The following is a 15,296-nucleotide window of genomic DNA, read 5'->3' on the forward strand; positions in this document are numbered from 1 at the left end:
TCAACTATGAAACTGAACATCCCCAATATTCTGACACTTTCCCGCTTGGTGATGATCCCGCTTTTTGTCGGACTCTATTACATTCCGTGGAAATGGTCGTTTATTGCAGCCGCAATATTATTTGTCATCGCCTCTTTAACAGATGCGCTCGACGGTTATTTAGCTCGTCGTCTTAATCAGTCCACACCATTTGGTGCGTTCCTCGATCCCGTTGTTGATAAACTGATGGTGGCGACCGCACTGGTTGTTCTGGTTGCGGAGTTGCACAACCCAATGGTCACCTTTGCCGCTGTGGTGATGATTGGTCGTGAAATTGTCATATCGGCGTTGCGCGAATGGATGGCAGAGATGGGTAAACGGGGCATCGTAGCGGTGTCGTGGCTCGGTAAATTTAAGACTGCTGCCCAGATGGCATCTATTACTGGCCTAATTGCTCATTGGAGCCCTTTGGTTGACCAACTGTCCTTATACCTGTTGTATATCGCAACCTTCTTAACGGTTTGGTCTATGCTCTCCTACATTCGCGCAGCTTGGGGTGATTTGACTCAGCATGGCTAATCGATAACCTAGCTTCGATGCCTTTTGCAACGACTTGATTGAAAAGGCGGCAAGCGATCTACTTTAACGAAATAGGGCGTTGACCTAATCATTGTTTCAGTTAGAATACGTTTCGTCTTCGGGGCTGGCCTAAGTTGTTGGCTCCAAAGCGAAAGCAAAGGTTACAATATCTTTGCTTTCTAAATGTTTAAAGCGGCACTAGCTCAGTTGGTAGAGCGCGACCTTGCCAAGGTCGAGGTCACGAGTTCGAACCTCGTGTGCCGCTCCAAATTAGTTTACTGGTTACGACGAGTAGACAACAAAGTTTTAAGGCGCGTTGGCAGAGTGGCTATGCAGCGGATTGCAAATCCGTGGACCTCGGTTCGACTCCGGGACGCGCCTCCACTTAGACGATAAGACTTCGGTGTTATCGCACTTGTTGCCCGAGTGGTGGAATTGGTAGACACAAGGGATTTAAAATCCCTCGCTCTTAGAGTGTGCCGGTTCAAGTCCGGCCTCGGGTACCACTTTGGTGGTTTGTATGCGGCACTAGCTCAGTTGGTAGAGCGCGACCTTGCCAAGGTCGAGGTCACGAGTTCGAACCTCGTGTGCCGCTCCAAATTAGTTTGTTGGTTTCGACCCGCAGACAAAAATGTTTTAAGGCGCGTTGGCAGAGTGGCTATGCAGCGGATTGCAAATCCGTGGACCTCGATTCGACTTCGGGACGCGCCTCCACTTAGACGATAAGACTTCGGTGTTATCGCACTTGTTGCCCGAGTGGTGGAATTGGTAGACACAAGGGATTTAAAATCCCTCGCTCTTAGAGTGTGCCGGTTCAAGTCCGGCCTCGGGTACCACTTTGGTGGTTTGTATGCGGCACTAGCTCAGTTGGTAGAGCGCGACCTTGCCAAGGTCGAGGTCACGAGTTCGAACCTCGTGTGCCGCTCCAAATTAGTTTGTTGGTTTCGACCCGCAGACAAAAATGTTTTAAGGCGCGTTGGCAGAGTGGCTATGCAGCGGATTGCAAATCCGTGGACCTCGATTCGACTTCGGGACGCGCCTCCACTTAGACGGTAAGACTTCGGTGTTATCGCACTTGTTGCCCGAGTGGTGGAATTGGTAGACACAAGGGATTTAAAATCCCTCGCTCTTAGAGTGTGCCGGTTCAAGTCCGGCCTCGGGTACCATCTTTTCTTAAGGGGAAAGTTGGACAAAATAACCAGCCATTGTGCTGGTTTTTTTGTATCTAAAATTTATCGCCTGCCTCTATCCCCGCTTAGGTTTTTTTTCAGCTTTCTCTATACTGATATTTAATATATTAATTCAATCAGATAGGAGCAGCTCATGAGTTTTCGATTACGCCCAATTACGTCGAGTGATGATCCTACCGTAGCAACTATCATTCGCTCAGTGTTGACGGAATTTGGTGCGAATCAACCGGGCTTTGCATGGCAAGATCCTGAACTGGAATGCTTGAGCAAAGTTTATGGTAGTGACAACAGCCGTTATCTGGTGGTTGAGCAGGGTACGCAAGTGCTTGGAGGAGCTGGTGTTGCACCGTTTAGATGCCACCTCGATGGAGTTTGTGAACTGCAGAAGATGTATCTATCGCAATCAGCTAGAGGTTTAGGCGCAGGAAGACTACTTTTGGTTCGACTGCTGCAATTCGCCAAAGAGCAGGGCTATCAATATTGCTATCTAGAAACCTATGGGCCGATGACGCAAGCACAACAGTTATATCGAAGCTTGGGATTTCGAGAACAGCCCGAGCCGTGGGGTAACAGCGGCCATAGTGCATGCGATCGCTGGTTCGTCGCTAAGCTGTAGGCTGATAGAAATTGCCGCTTAGCAGACAATGGATCGATTGTTCGCTGGCGTCAAAATGGGGTTGTGGTAAGTCAGTGGGTAAGAACCACTCCCAGCCGTCACATTTATCCGGTTCGGTGTTGATCACCTCACCACCGGTGTAATCAGCTAACACACAAACCGACACCGAATGAATGCCCTCTAAGGCAAAGGTTTTAAGATTATTGGTTAAGCCTATTACCTTAACCTCTGGTACCGATAAGCTTGTTTCCTCTTGCAACTCTCGCTTCGCCGCTGCTTCAAATGATTCGCCGGCCTCCACATGGCCGCCAGGGATTGACCAAAATGGTGCATGCCCGCCTTTGCGTTTGCCACACAAGATAGCGCCATCAGCACGTCGAACAATAATGCCAACTCCAAGGCTTGGACGCTGCGTTGTTGTAGAGGGTCTCATACTCATGGGGTGAGCTCCGGCCAAAGTTGTTCGATAGAGATACTGCCGGCAATTAGCGCCAACTTATGTGCTCGTGAAAGTCGCTTAATTCGGCGTTCCAATTTGAGTGCATTGCTGTGATCACCGGCGTGGCTATGATGACGCAGTATTAAAGGGCCTTTGCCCCGTAAACTTCTTGCGGTTTTTGCTCCATTTGCTTGATGTTCAGCAAAGCGGCGTTCAACGTCGGTAGTAATTCCAGTGTAGAGCTGGCTCAAGCTGTTTTCTATCAGGTAGTAGTGCCAGTTTCTTGTGCTCATTTTTTTGCCCGGAATTTGAAATTTTTTGCGCAACAACAATATGTTAAACAATGAACCTGCTAATTTGTATTGGTGCACGCCACATTTATAAAAGTAATTGGTGAAACTTTTTACGATTTTGCTCTTAAATTGGTGATCATGGAAACATATGTACTGTCATATCCCTAAAGGGGTATATCAGGGGCATGTTGTACTACCTACTCTTAGTTATGAAATTCGCACATCAGTAGCGAACAGTGAGGATGATGATGAAAACCTTAAATAAAATTATAATTTCAATGGCTATGGCTAGCGTTGCCACAGTTGCAGTTGCAAAAGTAACCGAACATGACGCGGTTAATGAAAACTGGAAAGGCCAATTCCCTGATCAATACAATACCTGGGCAACCACTGCTGAGACCTCAGAAATTGTTGATCTGATCGAACAAGATCCTAACCTAGCGGTAATGTTTGCCGGCTACGGTTTTGCTAAAGATTACAACAAGGCTCGTGGTCACTACTATGCCTTAACCGATGTTATTCAAACACTGCGTACTGGTGCGCCTATGGGCGATACCGACGGCCCAATGGCTGCCGCATGTTGGTCTTGTAAAGCACCTGATGTACCACGTATGTACGATAAAGTTGGTGAAGGCACCTTCAACAACAATAAGTGGGGCAAATGGGGCGCAGAGATGAACAACAGCATCGGTTGTGCTGATTGTCACGCTAGCGGTTCCCCTGAGAACATCATGTCTCGTCCATATGCTGAACGCGCGATGGAAAAAGTTGATCTTAAGTTTGCTGATCAAGACGCAGACATGCAGGCTGCACAAACCTGTGGTCAATGTCACGTTGAGTACTACTTCGACAAAACCGACAACATCAATGTTCGCTTCCCTTGGGAAAACGGCTTCTCTGGTGAAGGCGCTGAGCAGTACTACGATGCGATTCAATTTAAAGATTGGACCCACAAGATCTCTAAAGCACCAATGCTGAAAGCACAGCACCCTGAGTTTGAAACTTGGGCGACCAGTGCCCACGCGGAAATGGGCGTAACCTGTATTACATGTCACATGCCTAAGAAGACTAACGATAAGGGTCAAGAGTTCTCTGATCACAACGTTGGTAATGCATTAGACGCATTTGACAACACTTGTGCCGATTGTCACGACAGCAAAGCTGAGATGGAAGAAGTTATCGCAGCAAATAAAGCTGAGATTGACGAAAACAAACTGGCTGCTGAAGTAATCATTGTTCGCGCTCACTACGAAGCGAAAGCCGCTTGGGATGCTGGTGCCACCGAAGCTGAAATGGCTAAGTCGCTGGACCTGATCCGTAAAGCGCAATGGCGTTGGGATTTCGCAATTGCTTCTCACGGCATCGCGGTGCATAACCCAGCTGAAGGCTTACGTTTGCTAGAAGCGGCTCAAGAAATCGGTAAAGAAGCTCAGCAAGAGCTGGCTAAAGTTCTGACCAAGCATGGTGTTAAACAGCCTGTTGCTCTGCCAGATCTGTCTACCAAAGAAGCGGCTCAAAAGGCGGTTGGTTTGGATAAAGCCGCAATGGACTCAGCGAAAGCTAAGTTCCTAAAAGATGTTGTTGATACCCAGTGGAAACACGACCGTAAATAACGGTTTAGTTGCCACGACTAAAAACCCAGCCTTGTGCTGGGTTTTTTACATTGTACGGCAAGGGAATTGTAGCGACCTTGGTGCTAGCCGTTAAGCGTTGGGAGTACGGCGCTGATTTCCACTAAATGTTATCTACAGCGAACGCTAGCCAATGCCAGAAGCAAAGCTACTCCGTTGAGAGGTATCGCCACCGCGCATAACCCTGTTAGCGCCTATTAATTACTATCGTCGTAGCGTTAATATAAACCGCACTAGCGAATCACCCCCCAGCTAGAAAACCGGACAACCATTGGTTCTCCGGGCTTTTTATTGGCGGTGTACCAACTAAGTATTGTGCTAATCAATACAGTTAAAGCAGCGGCTAGGTGCGTCCAGAGACAAGGGCTAAAGCACTAGCGCCGTTGATTTTCTGCCGCATTGGAGCAGTCCAACGAAGCGTTTTGGACTGCGACCTAAGGCAAAGGGGAGATTCCAAAGAGGGCGGAGACCCCCCTAATGCATACACGAATGTGCCGTCGCGACTGCAATATAGCCCCTCTCAAACACCACAATCGCCTCAGTTGAAGGCTTGAGGTTTGAGATAAACCTCAACAGCTAATTACGACACAACCATTTATTCGGTCGATTCAGCTACGTTAGCCCAGCTAAGCTCAAGCAGCTTGTCGGTTGCTTGCATTGGCACTTTGTTCAACGACGTTAGCTCTGTTGGATTGGTGCATTAACGCGATAGAACAGCGCGTACAATACCGGCACAATCACCAATGTCAGAATGGTGGCGAAGCCTAGACCAAACATAATGGTTACCGCCATTGATGCGAAAAAGGCATCGAATATCAGTGGGATCATACCAAGAATAGTGGTTAGGGCTGCCATGGTTACTGGACGTACACGACTAATGGCACTGTCAACAACGGCCTGATAAGCCTCCTTGCCGTTGGCTAATTCCAAGTTGATTTGATCCATCAATACAATGCCATTTTTTAATACCATGCCGCTCAAGCTCAACAAACCTAACAACGCGGTAAAGCTAAACGGCTGGTTGGTTGCCAATAGGCCGACGGTTACGCCTATAAGCGACAACGGTACCGTTAACCAAATTACCGCTGGCTTCCTAAATGAGTTGAACAGCAGTACGGTAATGATAAACATGAATAGGTAACCCATTGGCAACGAGGCAAATAGCATTTTTTGGGCATCGTTTGAGGATTCGTATTCGCCGCCCCATTCCAGTTCGTAACCAATCGGTAATTTAAGCGCTTCAACCTTAGGCTTGATACGAGCAAGTAACTGCGCGGCGGTTTCCTCACCTAACACATTATGATCGGCCAGTACGGTGATCATCCGCTTACGATCTCGACGTTGAATGAGCGCCTCGGCGGATACCAGCTCAATTTTGTGCACAACCTGCTGCAGCGGTACGTAGTGTTGTAGGCTTGGACTCCATATTTTAAGGTTATCCAAGGTGGCGTAATCGTCGCGATATTGCTGTTCCAGACGGGTAACGATTGGCAACATGCGGGTGCCGTCGCGGAAGGTACCAACCACAGCGCCATCGAAGGCAACCTTTAAGGTTTTAGCGATACTCTCTTGGCTTATTCCTAATCGACGTGCTTGCGATTCGTCGACAATTGGATGCAACTCTTTGGTGTGTTCACGCCAATCATGACGAACACCGCGTGCGCCATAGTCGTCCCGCAAAATATCTTCAATCTGCGCCGCAACGGAGCGGAGCACCTGTGGGTCAGCACCACTGATCCGCGCTTCAATCTTAGATTTTGGCGAGGGGCCAAACTCCATCAACTTGATCTGGAAAATAGCACCGGCAAACTGGCGCGGTAACTGAGCGTCTAAATGTTTGGCTAACTCCATCATCTGCGGTAAATCGTGGCTACGAATCGCCAACTGCGCATAGGAGCTGTAAGATTTTTCTGGCGCGTAGGTCAAGGTAAAGCGGGGTAGTCCTTGGCCAACGGTACTTGCTACGTATTCGGTTTGGGGTTGCGCAAGAACGTAATGCTCAACCTGTTTTAGCACCTTCTCCGTCTGGCGGATGTCACTGCCTTCTGGTAACCACATGTCGAGATAGAACATCGGTGTGTTAGAGGCTGGGAAGAACGCTTGCTTAACTTGTCCGAAGCCAACTAATGCGGTGGCAAGCATCAGTACCATGGCGATAACTGTGGTTTTCTTAAAGCGCAGGCACACTCGCAGCAATACCCGCACCACTCCAAACAGTTTGCCCGCATAGGGATCGCTATCTGTATCGTCTTGCTTTGGCGCCCTGAGCAGTTTCTCAGCCAGAAACGGTGTCAACGTTAGTGCGGTTACCCAGCTAAGGAACAGCGAGAACAACAGAACATAAAACAGCGACCCCATAAACTCGCCGGTAGCATCCGGTGACAGACCAATGGGAGCAAAAGCGATAATGGCAATGATGGTGGCGCCCAGCAGCGGCCACTGCGTTTGCGAGACAATGTCTGCACAAGCTTGCAGTTTAGTACGACCGCGCTGCAGCCCAACCAGAATACCCTCAACCACGACAATGGCGTTATCCACCAGCATCCCCAGGGCAATAATCAATGCACCTAATGAGATCCGTTGCAGCTCAATACCTTGGTACTCCATGGCGATAAAAGTACCGAGCATGGTCAGTAGCAATACCGTGCCGATGATGATGCCACTGCGAAAGCCCATGGTGAACAGCAAGATAATCACCACGATGGCAACAGCCTGTGCCAGCGACACCAAAAAGCCGTTAATGGATTTCTCTACTTCCTGAGGCTGGTGATAGAGCGAGTTGAGCTCGATCCCAATCGGGCGATCCTGCAACAGCTCTTGCAAGCGTTTGTCGACCGCGGCGCCGACATCAACAACGTTAACGCCTTTGGTGAATGAGATCCCTAGGCTGAGCGCTTGTTGGCCGTTGTAGCGGAGTAGGTTGGTAGGCACCTCTTGGAAGCCACGGTGGAGGGTAGCGACATCGCTTAGCCGAACCAATTGGCCGGAATCGCGGCCATGGATAATTGGGTCAATGCTCGAACCGGCAGAGGTTAACCGCAGGTGCAGTGATTCACCGTCGATGGTCATTTGGCCGCCATCGAGTACGGCGTTCTGCTCAGTAAGCAACTGCACTACGGTGTTCATATCGAGGTTCAGCGCGGCTAAGCGAGTTAACGACATCTCAATGAAGACCTGCTCTTGTTGATCTCCCTCGATGTTGATTTTGCCAACGCCTTCAACCATTTCAAGTTCTCGGCGAACGCCATCAACGTACTGTTTTAGGTCGTCAAATTGGTAGTCGTTACCGGTAACCATATAGAGCATGCCGTAGACGTCACCGAAATCGTCCATCACTGATGGTGGCGCGCTGCCAGTAGGGAGTTGCGGCTGTAGATCGTTGATCTTTCGGCGCAGTTCATCCCAGATTTGTGGCAGTTCGTGCTCGTCGTACTCCATCTTCATTGACACCATGATCTGCGACAGACCTGGAGCTGAGGTGGACGTAATAAAATCCACGTAAGGCAGTCGCCGGATCTCGCGTTCTAGCGGGTAGGTTAGTTCTTCTTCCACCTCTTCGGCAGTGGCGCCAGGATAAGCGGTGATCACCATCGCTTCTTTAATGGTAAATGACGGGTCCTCTAGACGACCCAAGTTCAAAAAGGAGTTGGATCCGCCGATGGCTAACAGGATAAGGAATAGCCAGCTGATGACACGGTAATTAATCGATAGTGATGCGATGTTCATTGAGCGCTGTGCTCCTGTGATACGACTTCAACCTGTTGCTGTGGACGCAGTTGCGATAAACGTGTAGTGACGAGCTGCTCACCCGGAGTGATTGGTCCGGATATCAGCGCCCCTTGTTGGCCAATGTTTTCAACAGTGACTGGCACCGGTGCTACCACACCATCTTCAACTCGCCAAACTTGAAAACCGTGATTATCGCTTTGTGGTTGGACTGCGCTTAAAGGCACTAGGTAGCCGTTAATGACCGGCAAGCCAGCATCGGCGAGGTTGATGCGGATCCGTACTGCTTCACCAGGAAGCAGTTTGGTTGGCTTATCGGTGCTGATCCGTGCGTGGAACGCGCCGGTGGAGCTGTCGATCTGCAATGAGTGTTCGAGGTAATTCATGGCTAACGGCTCTGGATGCGAGTCCGACTCGACCATCGGTTGATAATCTTCGTTGCGGGTTAGGCCGCCGGTACCCATCAGAAGCGTATCGGAGATCTGCAGCTCGACATCCGTTCGGTCGTCTCGATAGATACTGATGACACTTTCCCCAGCCGCTGCAGTTTCGTAGTTTTCTTTATTTATCTGGTCTATTACCCCTGCAAACGGTGCACGTAACTCGGTGTAGCTAAGCTGCGCCGCTGCGATTCCCAAATTCACGCTGGCCAAACGTAGGTTGGCACTGAGTTCATCGAATTCAGATTGTGCTAATAATCCTTTTTTTAACAGCTGCTCGCTACGGCTGTAGTTACGCTGCAGCAGCTGGTGTTGCGCGTTGGCGTCGTACCAGTTTTGTCGTGCACTGGTATCGTCAAGTTGCGCCAATAGTTGCCCTTTGCGTACCTTTTGACCTTGAACTAGATCGAGTTGCTCCAGCTTACCTTCGATTCGAAAACTGAGGTTAGTTAGCTCGGCAACCACTACCTGACCGGTGAAGTAGCGTTCGGTCTTTTGTTGTGATTGTGCAACGGTAACGACGTTGACTGCGGCGATAGGGAGCGCGGTTTCGTCCGGTGCTCTACCACAACCGCTCAACGTAAGTGCGGCAACTATCGCTGTTACTGCGCGAAGATTGTTATTGTTCATTAGATCCCGCGTTCCCTTTCCCAAATACGAACCAATTGTTGTGACTTGAGCTTATCGACACCAGTTGCAACAACTCGGTCACCGTGTTTTAGCCCTGCGAGCAGTTTGCCGTGTTCATCGACTTCAATATCGACCGCGGTAATGCGGTTATCGCTGTTTATTTTCCAAACCTTCGCCTTGTTGCCAGTGCGATTGAACAGTGCACTAGTTGGTAGGTGTACCTCGTTAAGGCCAGCACTTTGGCCTACTTCGACCCAAGCATTCATGCCGGTTAATGGGTTGATGTCTTCAGGCTTATCAAGGGTTAAGGTTACGCGGTAGCTGTTAGTGTCTGGATCTGGAGTTGAGGAGTACTCCTTAACCGCCGACGCTTTGTAGATCTGCTGCATCCCACCAAAGCGTATGCTGGCTTCGGTTAGCCCAGCCTCTTGACCATAATGGGCGTGCGGTACTGGTAGGTTAAAATGGACATCGATATGACTGTTATTTTCAACCGTCATAATGGCTTGGTTGGCTGGCATTACTTCGCCTTGTTTGGCCATGGTGTAAGACACGTAACCATCAAATGGAGCGCGCAGAACAGTATCGTCCAGATCGACTTTAGCTTGGCGCAGTCGAGCTTGGGCGGTGAGCTGTGCGGTCTTACTGCGGTCGAACTGGTCTTCACTGATTAAGTTTTGGCTATACAGCTTTTGGTCGCGTTTGGCGCGGATCACCGCAAGGTCAAACTCAGCTTGGCGAGCTTGCAGCGCCAATTGATAGTCAGTGGGATCTAACTCAGCCAATAGTTGACCCTCTAGAACATCATCACCCATTCGTACCCATACTTGCTGTAGCTGTCCAGCAATGCGAAATGCAATCTGCACGTGTTCGCTCGCCTCAATATCAGCAGCAAACGGCGCCAGTGTAGTTGGTTGCCTGATCTGCAGTGCTTTGACTGGTTGAATTAGTGGAGCTGATGTATTGGTATCAGTAGCCAAGACTGGAACTGAGACGCCCACTAACATGGCTAAAGCGACTACTTTGTACGTTGATAATGTCGATATCATAACTACACTCGGGGGAGAAATTAATTTACTATCCATTTGTATAGTCGTTATGCTACACGAACGTATAGTAACATTGCACGCGTTTATTTATGGTATAGTCCGGCCGCCTGAAGATGAGAGAAGCCAAATGACAGCGAAAAAATCCGGTCGGCAATCCGCTGAATCCGCCAACCAAACCCGTGATAATATCGTCTGTGCTGCAGCCGAACTGTTTAGTCGTAAGGGGTTTAATGCCGTATCAATTCGTGAGATCGCTGATGAAGTTGGGGTTTCACATGGGTTAATTCGCCACCATTTTGGTAATAAGCTGCAGATTTGGATAAAGATCTGTGAGTTTATTCTGGATGACGTTTACCAAGAGCTGGAATTCGTTCTAAACAATCTTGATCCGGCTTTGGCACCAAATCAACGCTTCTTCACCTTGATTACGACGTTGCAGGCATCGCACATCAACGATCCAAAGATGATGAAGCTGATGGCCGATGGTTTTCGCGGTGATGATGAACGCTTTGCGCTGTTCAGAGAGTTACCGCAGCAGATTGAGGCGTTGTTCGAAAAGGAGCTGATTAAGGTACAACAGCAGGGTTACCTAAAGGGGATGTTGGCTAGTGAAGTTAAGTGGATGATGTGCATCTTCGCCGAGGCGCCAGCGCTACTGGAACCGATGATGCGCGACACCTACGCCAGCGATTTGGAACAAGCTAGATTGCAACACTGGCGCTTAGTTTGCCGAATGGTCGCCGCCATGCTCGATATTGATATGGAACAGCTACCTAAGGTTAACAGTTTGAGTCAGGTAGCTACTCCACCAATAAAGTATCGTAGTTGCTCAGCTTGTTAAGCTTCACTCGTCTTCGAGCAAAACCCCATATAGATTTTCATGATCTGCGAATTCGATGGCTACCCAAATAAAATCGCCGACGTTAACATCGTATTCGCCGCCAACAATCACTTTACCCAAACCGTAGGACTGGCCAAAGTAACGGCCAATAGCACCATCCTCGCCAATCTCATCAATCAGCACCAACAGCTCATCCTCAACTCGGTTGTAATTCTTGCTTGCGCTGATGGGTTCTTGCAACTGTTGCAGTTGCCCCTGACGTAAGTTGGCAATGGTGGCCTCACCACGGGTTGCGATTTCGACTCGGTCGAGTTGAGCGGCAGCCAACCAGTCTTGCATTAACTCGAATTGACCTGGGGTGTCATCGCCAATGCTTAAATGGCCAACGACCACTAAATCTGGACACTGCTCTCGCCAATAGTCGAGCTGGTCGAGCGTATTGATATCGATGCTTGGATGATGCTGCGGTAACAGCTCTGGGCTGGCATGGATGTAATTCAGCTCAAAGTACGGCAGCACTTGCCCAGTTACGAGCAGTGGTAATAGTTCATCGAGTTCGGTACTCGGCAAACAGAGTGGTAAGCGGATCCACACTCCGAGTTGAGCTAACTGTTGGCATAAACTGAATAGCGCCGTTTGTTGATGTTGTTGGTTATCGTTATAGCCACTGCCGTTGTTATCAATCAGATGGATCTCAACCGAACCTTGCTGGGCTAAATGGGTAGCTTGCTCAACCAAATTGGCGATACTGAAATAATGATTATGGTTATCCGCTAATGGTAACTGCGCAATGTGCGAGGGTAAGGTCATTGTGATCCCATTGACTGTGGTCTAATAAACCGGAGTGTAGCATTCAGCGGGCAAAAACAAGGAACGCAATGCGCTCCTGAACTAAATATCGTTAGTTACCAGCCACATTGACGATCAGCGGCTTCGTTTTGCAGGTCTAGCCACTGTTGTAGTGGCGCAAAATAGTTGAGCAGCGCTTGGCCACTCATCTGTTCGTTGCCAGTGATGCTAGCCAAGGCTTTTGGCCAAGGTTCACTCAAGCCCATCTCCAGCATGTTATTTAGCTTAGCGCCGGCCTTCTTGCTGTTATAGATGGAGCAACGATGGATAGGCCCTTCATAACCGGCCTCTTTGCACAACGCCTGAAAAAACTGGAACTGAAGAATGTGCGCTAAGAAATAGCGGCTGTAGGGAACGCTGGCGGGAATATGGTACTTTGCACCGGGATCGAAATCCGCTTCAGTACGTGCAACGGGCGCCATCACTCCTTGGTAATGTTGCCGCAGTTGCCACCATGATTGATTGTAGTTTTCTGGAGTGATCTCGCCGGAGAACACCTGCCAACGCCATTGGTCGATCATCAAACCGAACGGCAGGAACGCCACCTTATCTAATGCTTGGCGCAACAGTAAGCCTATATCGGCTTCTGCACTGGGTTGTTTATCAATCAGGCCGATTTGCTTAAGGTAATTGGGACCCAGTGACAGTGAGATAACGTCGCCGATCGCTTCATGGAAGCCGTCGTTAGCGCTGCCTTTAAATAGGAACGGTTGATCTTTGTAAGCGCGCTGATAGATGTTATGCCCGAGTTCATGATGGATAACGTTAAAATCTTCACCATTTTTACGAATGCACATCTTAATGCGAATGTCGTCTTTGTTGTCCAGATCCCAGGCGGAGGCGTGACAAACTACGTGTCTATCTTGCGGTTCTACGAATAACGACCGTTGCCAGAATGTTTGCGGCAGTGGCTCGAACCCCATCGAGGTAAAGAAGCGTTCGGCTTGCTGCACCATGGTGATCTCATCATAGCCGTTTGCATTCAGCAGTTCGGTGAGATCGTAATCCGCTCCGGGAGTCTCTTTAGGGGCAACGATAGGGTAGATAGCCCCCCATTGCTGTGCCCACATGTTGCCCAGTAGGTGGGCAGGAATTGGCGAGCGTGGTGGCACCACGTTGTCACCATAATTCTGGTTGAGTTCACCACGAACATAGCAGTGCAATGATTCATACAGTGGCTTTACCTCTTCCCAGAGGGCATCTAGTTGTTGCGGGAATTGCTGCGCCGGCATGTCGTATTTACTTCGCCACAACTCGCCGACGTCGTTATATCCCAGTGCCAGAGCCCCTTCATTGGCAAGTTGTACCTGCTCGGTAAAGAGCGCCCGCATCGGTTTGGCTATCTCTCGCCACCCCTGCCACACCTGTTTTAGCTGCTCAGGGTCGCGACTGTTGGCCATAATCGATGACAGTTGTGGTTGGCTTAGGCAGTTGTCTTGGCTTAAACAGAAGCGACCTTTGCCGTAGAGCCCGTTAAGTTCGGTGCCAAGGTTGGCCAGACGCTGACTTTTACTCGGATCCGCTGGAGAGGGTAGGGTTATTGCTCGTTTGAGCATTTCGAGTTTACGCTGCTCAACCGTACTAAGTTTACTGTTGTCTAAGGCTGCAGCGTCGGAGGCATATCGTACTGCCTTTTCGGTGTAGATCCGGCCCGCTTCACTAACCAGTGCCGCGGTATCTTCAGTAATAAAGTTAGCGTAGATCCATTTGGCGCGACCGGCTATCTCACTGCTGTGTTCCATATCCTTTTCGGCATTTTCTATGAATCGTTTTGGATCGATAGCTAGTGGTTGAATTTCTGCCACGGCTGCATGTGCGGTTTGTTCTGCAGGGGCACAGCCTGGCAAGACTGCGAGGCAGGTTGCGCTAAAAATCCATTTGAGATGTTGATGCACAGTGATTTCCCTATTTTTGTTCAACGCGAGTCAGCTGAAATATCGTATCGAAGTCACTACCGATAACACAAATATCGGCGGGAGTGGGAACGACTCACTGGTGATAACGGTTGGCTGCCATTCATTTATTCGATAGATATCGCTGAATATGAATAAATAACGTTGATGTGACGGTCATTACTTTGACAACAGAAAGCGCCCCGCTTATTTTAAACAAACGTTTAATTACTTCTGCGCGGAATTAGAGCCATGGCTAATAGACTGACTACCAAAGATAGAATCTTGAATGCAGCGGAACGTTTGTTTGCTGAACGCGGCTTTTCAGAAACGTCATTGCGTTTGATTACGAGTAAAGCAGAGGTCAATTTAGCTTCGGTAAACTATCACTTCGGCTCGAAAAAGGAGTTGATTCAAGCGGTGCTCGCACGCTATCTCGATCACTCTATGCCGGCGATGCATAAAGAACTTGAAGCATTGGCCAAGCGTCCAACGCTTGAACTGCAAGATGTGTTTGAAGCGATGGTGACACCGCTGATGTCGGTCAATCAGGTGCGGCAAAACGGCACCGCCATCTTTTTGCAGCTGCTAGGGCGAGGCTATATTGAGAGCCAAGGCCACTTACGCTGGTTTGTCACCACGCACCATGGTGATGTGTTGTCGTATATGTCGACGCTGGTTCATAGGGCGGCACCGCACGTATCACCGGTCGAAGTGTTCTGGCGATTGCACTTTACCTTGGGAACACTGGTATTCACTATGAGTTCGTTTGATGCATTAGCGGACATCGCCCAAGCCGATTACGACCAATCGAATGATGTTGAATCAGTATTGCGAAGAATTATTCCATACCTTGCCGCTGGCGTCGCGGCGCCGATGCCACAATTTGCGGCTCAGCCGGAAGCGGTATTTGGCAATTGAACTAAATAACAGCTAAGCGCGCTAACCAAAGCACTGCCCGATGGCAGTGCTTTGTTGTTTTTGGTGCAAGTTACTGAAATTGTGGTAAAAGTTGCGGCTAACCAACTAAGTGTTGTCCTCTCCAATGCTGTTAAAGCAGAGCTTAAGCGAGTGTTGATACAAAGATAAAGTACTACCGCCGTCGCTCTTTTGCCGCATTGGAGCAGTTCAGCGAAGCGTTT

The 15,296-nt window shown here is 49.2% G+C and carries 12 protein-coding genes and 9 tRNA genes; 14 read left to right on the forward strand and 7 right to left on the reverse strand.

The features are described from left to right. The first annotated feature begins 6 nt into the window (after window positions 1–6). The 11 genes from pgsA (at window position 7) to HER31_RS05315 (ending at window position 2,364) form a co-directional block, all read left to right on the forward strand. Window positions 7–558, forward strand: a complete 552-nt coding sequence (gene pgsA, locus HER31_RS05265; RefSeq protein WP_168659597.1) for a CDP-diacylglycerol--glycerol-3-phosphate 3-phosphatidyltransferase — start codon at window positions 7–9, stop codon at window positions 556–558. Between the two features lie 192 nt (window positions 559–750). Then, window positions 751–826, forward strand: a tRNA-Gly gene (locus HER31_RS05270). Window positions 827–868: 42 nt separating this feature from the next. Next, a tRNA-Cys gene (locus tag HER31_RS05275) sits at window positions 869–942 on the forward strand. 36 nt (window positions 943–978) lie between these two features. Further along, window positions 979–1,064, forward strand: a tRNA-Leu gene (locus HER31_RS05280). A gap of 16 nt (window positions 1,065–1,080) precedes the next feature. Then, window positions 1,081–1,156: transfer RNA gene (locus tag HER31_RS05285), tRNA-Gly, on the forward strand. A gap of 42 nt (window positions 1,157–1,198) precedes the next feature. Beyond that, a tRNA-Cys gene (locus HER31_RS05290) sits at window positions 1,199–1,272 on the forward strand. A gap of 36 nt (window positions 1,273–1,308) precedes the next feature. Beyond that, window positions 1,309–1,394 (forward strand) — tRNA-Leu (locus HER31_RS05295). 16 nt (window positions 1,395–1,410) lie between these two features. Then, window positions 1,411–1,486: transfer RNA gene (locus HER31_RS05300), tRNA-Gly, on the forward strand. 42 nt (window positions 1,487–1,528) lie between these two features. Continuing rightward, window positions 1,529–1,602: transfer RNA gene (locus HER31_RS05305), tRNA-Cys, on the forward strand. A 36-nt stretch (window positions 1,603–1,638) separates the two neighbouring features. Continuing rightward, window positions 1,639–1,724: transfer RNA gene (locus HER31_RS05310), tRNA-Leu, on the forward strand. A gap of 157 nt (window positions 1,725–1,881) precedes the next feature. Then, window positions 1,882–2,364 carry a GNAT family N-acetyltransferase gene (locus HER31_RS05315; RefSeq protein ID WP_168659598.1) on the forward strand — a complete coding sequence of 161 codons (483 nt, stop codon included), beginning with the start codon at window positions 1,882–1,884 and terminating at the stop codon, window positions 2,362–2,364. On the opposite strand, the gene HER31_RS05320 is transcribed toward HER31_RS05315, so the two are convergent. Together HER31_RS05320 and HER31_RS05325 are read right to left on the reverse strand one after the other, a co-directional pair. Continuing rightward, a complete protein-coding gene (locus HER31_RS05320) occupies window positions 2,354–2,803 on the reverse strand; it encodes a nucleotide triphosphate diphosphatase NUDT15 (RefSeq protein ID WP_238786893.1) in 450 nt (149 codons plus the stop codon). The two genes, HER31_RS05315 and HER31_RS05320, sit on opposite strands and share 11 nt — an antisense overlap. Next, complete coding sequence (locus HER31_RS05325) at window positions 2,800–3,096, reverse strand: GIY-YIG nuclease family protein (protein ID WP_168659599.1); 297 nt, start codon at window positions 3,094–3,096, stop codon at window positions 2,800–2,802. Before HER31_RS05325 ends, HER31_RS05320 begins: the two co-directional genes overlap by 4 nt. A gap of 278 nt (window positions 3,097–3,374) precedes the next feature. Between HER31_RS05325 and nrfA the strand changes: the two genes are divergently transcribed. Continuing rightward, window positions 3,375–4,709, forward strand: coding sequence for an ammonia-forming cytochrome c nitrite reductase (gene nrfA / locus HER31_RS05330; RefSeq protein ID WP_238786894.1), 1,335 nt, complete (start codon window positions 3,375–3,377; stop codon window positions 4,707–4,709). A gap of 696 nt (window positions 4,710–5,405) precedes the next feature. On the opposite strand, the gene HER31_RS05335 is transcribed toward nrfA, so the two are convergent. Genes HER31_RS05335 through HER31_RS05345 form a run of 3 tightly spaced genes read right to left on the reverse strand, consistent with a single transcriptional unit; the run spans window position 5,406 to window position 10,530 of the window. Next, window positions 5,406–8,453 carry an efflux RND transporter permease subunit gene (locus tag HER31_RS05335; protein ID WP_168659600.1) on the reverse strand — a complete coding sequence of 1,016 codons (3,048 nt, stop codon included), beginning with the start codon at window positions 8,451–8,453 and terminating at the stop codon, window positions 5,406–5,408. After that, window positions 8,450–9,523: an efflux RND transporter periplasmic adaptor subunit gene (locus HER31_RS05340; RefSeq protein WP_168659601.1), complete on the reverse strand. Its 1,074-nt coding sequence runs from the start codon at window positions 9,521–9,523 to the stop codon at window positions 8,450–8,452. Before HER31_RS05340 ends, HER31_RS05335 begins: the two co-directional genes overlap by 4 nt. After that, window positions 9,523–10,530: an efflux RND transporter periplasmic adaptor subunit gene (locus HER31_RS05345; RefSeq protein ID WP_168659602.1), complete on the reverse strand. Its 1,008-nt coding sequence runs from the start codon at window positions 10,528–10,530 to the stop codon at window positions 9,523–9,525. The genes HER31_RS05340 and HER31_RS05345 overlap by 1 nt, the downstream gene beginning before the upstream one ends. A 169-nt stretch (window positions 10,531–10,699) precedes the next feature. Here HER31_RS05345 and HER31_RS05350 point away from each other — a divergent pair, with 169 nt between their 5' ends. Further along, on the forward strand, window positions 10,700–11,413 hold the full coding sequence (locus tag HER31_RS05350; protein ID WP_168659603.1) for a TetR/AcrR family transcriptional regulator: 714 nt from the start codon (window positions 10,700–10,702) through the stop codon (window positions 11,411–11,413). Between the two features lie 3 nt (window positions 11,414–11,416). Here HER31_RS05350 and HER31_RS05355 read toward each other — a convergent pair whose 3' ends face one another. Next, window positions 11,417–12,223, reverse strand: coding sequence for a ribosomal protein S12 methylthiotransferase (locus HER31_RS05355; RefSeq protein WP_168659604.1), 807 nt, complete (start codon window positions 12,221–12,223; stop codon window positions 11,417–11,419). Window positions 12,224–12,318: 95 nt separating this feature from the next. Further along, window positions 12,319–14,109 (reverse strand): M2 family metallopeptidase, encoded by a 1,791-nt coding sequence (locus tag HER31_RS05360; protein WP_420811017.1) that lies wholly within the window; start codon window positions 14,107–14,109, stop codon window positions 12,319–12,321. Window positions 14,110–14,406: 297 nt separating this feature from the next. On the opposite strand from HER31_RS05360, the gene psrA reads away from it, so the two are divergent. Then, window positions 14,407–15,075, forward strand: coding sequence for a TetR family transcriptional repressor PsrA (psrA, locus tag HER31_RS05365; protein WP_168659605.1), 669 nt, complete (start codon window positions 14,407–14,409; stop codon window positions 15,073–15,075). Window positions 15,076–15,296: the final 221 nt, after the last annotated feature.

The sequence above is a fragment of the Ferrimonas lipolytica genome (assembly GCF_012295575.1).
Lineage (GTDB): Bacteria > Pseudomonadota > Gammaproteobacteria > Enterobacterales > Shewanellaceae > Ferrimonas > Ferrimonas lipolytica.